At 70.4% G+C, this 2,926-nt stretch carries 5 protein-coding genes; 2 read left to right on the top strand and 3 right to left on the bottom strand.

Annotated elements, in window-relative coordinates:
* Both FKP22_RS26040 and FKP22_RS26035 read left to right on the top strand, forming a co-directional pair.
* Nucleotides 1-540 (top strand): M16 family metallopeptidase (locus FKP22_RS26040; protein ID WP_141290738.1); only part of this gene is annotated, 540 nt, incomplete at its 5' end.
* A gap of 234 nt (nt 541-774) precedes the next feature.
* Entirely contained in the window at nt 775-1,440 is a 666-nt protein-coding gene (locus FKP22_RS26035) for a DUF2087 domain-containing protein (RefSeq protein ID WP_141290736.1), read from the top strand.
* 4 nt (nt 1,441-1,444) lie between these two features.
* Here the strand turns inward: FKP22_RS26035 and FKP22_RS26030 are convergent, their stop codons facing one another.
* The 3 genes from FKP22_RS26030 to FKP22_RS26020 form a co-directional block, all read right to left on the bottom strand.
* Nucleotides 1,445-2,152: a class I SAM-dependent methyltransferase gene (locus tag FKP22_RS26030; protein ID WP_141290734.1), complete on the bottom strand. Its 708-nt coding sequence runs from the start codon at nt 2,150-2,152 to the stop codon at nt 1,445-1,447.
* Between the two features lie 63 nt (nt 2,153-2,215).
* The gene (locus tag FKP22_RS26025) at nt 2,216-2,482 is read right to left on the bottom strand and encodes a helix-turn-helix domain-containing protein (RefSeq protein ID WP_141290732.1); all 267 of its coding nucleotides are present in this window, start codon (nt 2,480-2,482) and stop codon (nt 2,216-2,218) included.
* 37 nt (nt 2,483-2,519) lie between these two features.
* Nucleotides 2,520-2,926: rhodanese-like domain-containing protein (locus FKP22_RS26020; protein ID WP_141290730.1), on the bottom strand; the 407-nt coding region annotated here is incomplete at its 5' end.

Here is a 2,926-nt window from a genome sequence, read left to right as displayed (position 1 = left end):
GTACTGGGCGGCGGCTACTCGGCGCGGCTGAACCAGGAAGTGCGCATCAAGCGCGGCCTGAGCTACGGCGCCTCCGCCGGGCAGGACTTCCAGGCCGTGGGAGGCCTGCTCAGCGCCGCCACGCAGACCAACAACGCCACCGCGGCGCAGGTGGTCGAACTGATGCGCGGCGAGGTCGTGAAGATGGGCGAGGCGGCGCCGGCTGCCGAAGAGCTGGACGCCCGCAAGGCCACGCTGGTCGGCAACTTCGGCCGCCAGATCGAGACCACCGGCGGCCTCAGCGCCGTCGCAATGGACCTGATCGCCCGCGGTCGCCCGCTGAGCGACGCGCAGAAACACGCGCCCGAAGTCATGGCCGTCACCGCCGAACAGGTGCGCGCCTACGCTGCCGGCCACTGGACCCAGGCCTCGCTGCGCACCGTGGTGGTGGGCGACCTGAGCGCTGCCGGCGACGCATTGAAGAAGCTGGACGACAAGGCGCTGGTGCTGGACGCGGCGCAGCTGGACCTGGAAGCGCCAGGGCTGGCAAAGAAGCCCTGAACGCTGAGCGGCCGGTGGCGCGCCCCGTCACCGGCTGCTCCGCTACACTGGGCGCCTGGTCGGCAGTTCACCCAGGCGTCACCGTGCAGCGGCTTCTTCCGCTGCAAGCTAAACCTGCCCTGATCCTCTTGGTTGATTCGCAACCCTTCGGTTCCACGCCTTTGGCGTGCGCCGCTGCAAGCCGGTGACCCCAGCCCGTTCGAGAGAGCGGCGCGCGCACGCAGGAGTGCACCGATGCCTGAATCCCATCCTTCCTTTCCCGAAACGGCCGAACGTGGCCGCCGCTTGCAGCCGCTGCATTGCGAAGATCTTTCGACCTTCGCCAAGTCGCTGCGGCGTGAGCTGAGCGACCACCTGAGCGCACAAGGTGCGCCGAGCGACACGGCGCCCAGCCACCTGCAACTGCTCAACATGCTGGCCCGTGCCGCCGGCCACCGCAACCTGCAGGCCTTGCAGGCCGCGCCGGTGACCGCCGTCGCCGAGGTCGATCCCTGGGCCGCGACCGCGTTGCCGGAACCTGCAGCCAACGAAGACGCCGCAGCGCCACGCGAGTCGCTGAGCCCCAACGCTGCCAAGGCACTGACCCAGTTCGACGCCTGGGGCCGGCTGGCGCGCTGGCCGCACAAGTTCAGCGTGCAGCGGCTGGCCATGTGGGCGCTGTGGACCCGCTTCGAGCCCAACCGCCGCTACACCGAGCGTGAGGTCAACGAGTTGCTGAAAGCCTGGACCACCTGGGGCGACCACGTCACGCCGCGGCGCGAGCTGGTCGAAATGAAGCTGATCAGCCGGCTGCCGGACTGCTCGGCCTACTGGAAGAACCCGCAGCGGCCCAGCGACGAAGTGCAGGGCCTGCTGCGCGCTTTGCGCGGCCAGCAGAAGCGGCCGCAGCGCGCGGGCTGATGCTTCAGAGGCCGCCGCGCTGGTACAGCAGCGCGCGGCCCTTGTAGGCCAGCACGCCCGCGGAGGCGACCCGGTCCAGCCGCTCCTCGCGCCGCTCGAAGCCCAGCGCCAGCATCAGGCGGTTGAAGACCGCTCGGTTGTCGCGGTCCGGGTCGATGATCCAGACTTCCGCCTGCGCCATCGCATGCCGGCCGATGAAGCCGGCCAGCGCGGCGCTGGCGTCGCGGTCGTACAGCAGGTCGCTGCCGATCAGCAGGTCGAAGCGGCCGGTGACGGACGCTGCTGCATCGAGGTCGTGCGCCGCCGGATCCACAGGGTCGGCCAGCACCCAGTCGCCGTGGCGGTATTTCATCGGCGGCAGCTCATTGAGGCGCAGGTTTTCCAGCAGGAAACCATCGGCCAGCGGGTGGCGGTCACTGGCGGTGATGTCCGCGCCGCGCCGGTGCGCCACCAGGCTGGCCAGCGCCAGCCCGCAACCCAGCTCCAGGATGCGCTCGCCGGCCCGCACCGGGCGCAGCGCCATGCGCGCGGCCAGCGAATGGCCCGATGGCCACAGCAGCCCGAACAGCGACCAAGACGCAGACGAAATGCCCAGGCGCTCGGCAATGCCCAGCGGATCGGCAAACTGGTTGCGGTCCAGCAGCGAGCGGATCGTCAGCGACGCCACGCCGTCAACGGCGATGTCTTCCTGCTTGGTGAGATAGCCTGGCACGGCATGGGCACGAAGCCCGCGCAGAGCGCCTCGAAGAGGGAAAAGGTCGCCGAGTATGAGGCCTCAGGCGGCCGGCTCGCCCGCCGGTGGCTGCAGCCGGGTCGAAATGCCGTACAGCGCCAGCAGGCCCATGACATGCCCGATCGCCACGCCCGGCTCGCCGGACTCGATGCGGCCGATGGTCTGCACATGCACGCCCAGCCGGGCTGCCGCCGCGGCCTGCCCTTCGCCAGCGGCAGTGCGCGCAAGCCTGGCGGCTGCCCCCATGTCCTTGATGGCCTGGAGGGCCTCATCGCCAATGTCGACCGAAATCCGTTTGCCTTGCGCCATCGGCGGATTCTCGCCGCAGGGCGAACCGAAAAGCGCTTCAGCCGGCCGGCAGTTCGCCGGTTGCCGCCATGCTGCCCGGCGCCACCGGCAGCGACTCGCTGTGCCAGCGCAGCATGCCGCCGGCCAGGTTGGCCACTCGCGTGAAGCCGTTCTTGGCCAGCAGCACGCTGGCCTGCGCCGAGCGCACGCCGGAGCGGCAGACGGCCACCACCGGCTGCTGGCGGTCCAGCTCGTCCAGCCGGCTGAGCAACTGCGACAGCGGCACCAGATGCGCACCCGAGAGGTGGCCCAGGCGGTCGAGGAATTCCGGTTCTTCTCGCACGTCGACGATCTGCACGTCGCAAGGCAACGCCGGGCCGCCCCAAGTTGCCTTGTCCCCCTTGGGGGGCGGGCTGGGCGCAGCCGAGCCCTGGGGGCACTCACCCATCCGCTCGGCCAGCGCCA

The sequence above is a fragment of the Ideonella azotifigens genome (assembly GCF_006519715.1).
Taxonomy (GTDB): domain Bacteria; phylum Pseudomonadota; class Gammaproteobacteria; order Burkholderiales; family Burkholderiaceae_C; genus Ideonella; species Ideonella azotifigens.
This window is presented reverse-complemented; position numbering and strand designations above follow the sequence as displayed.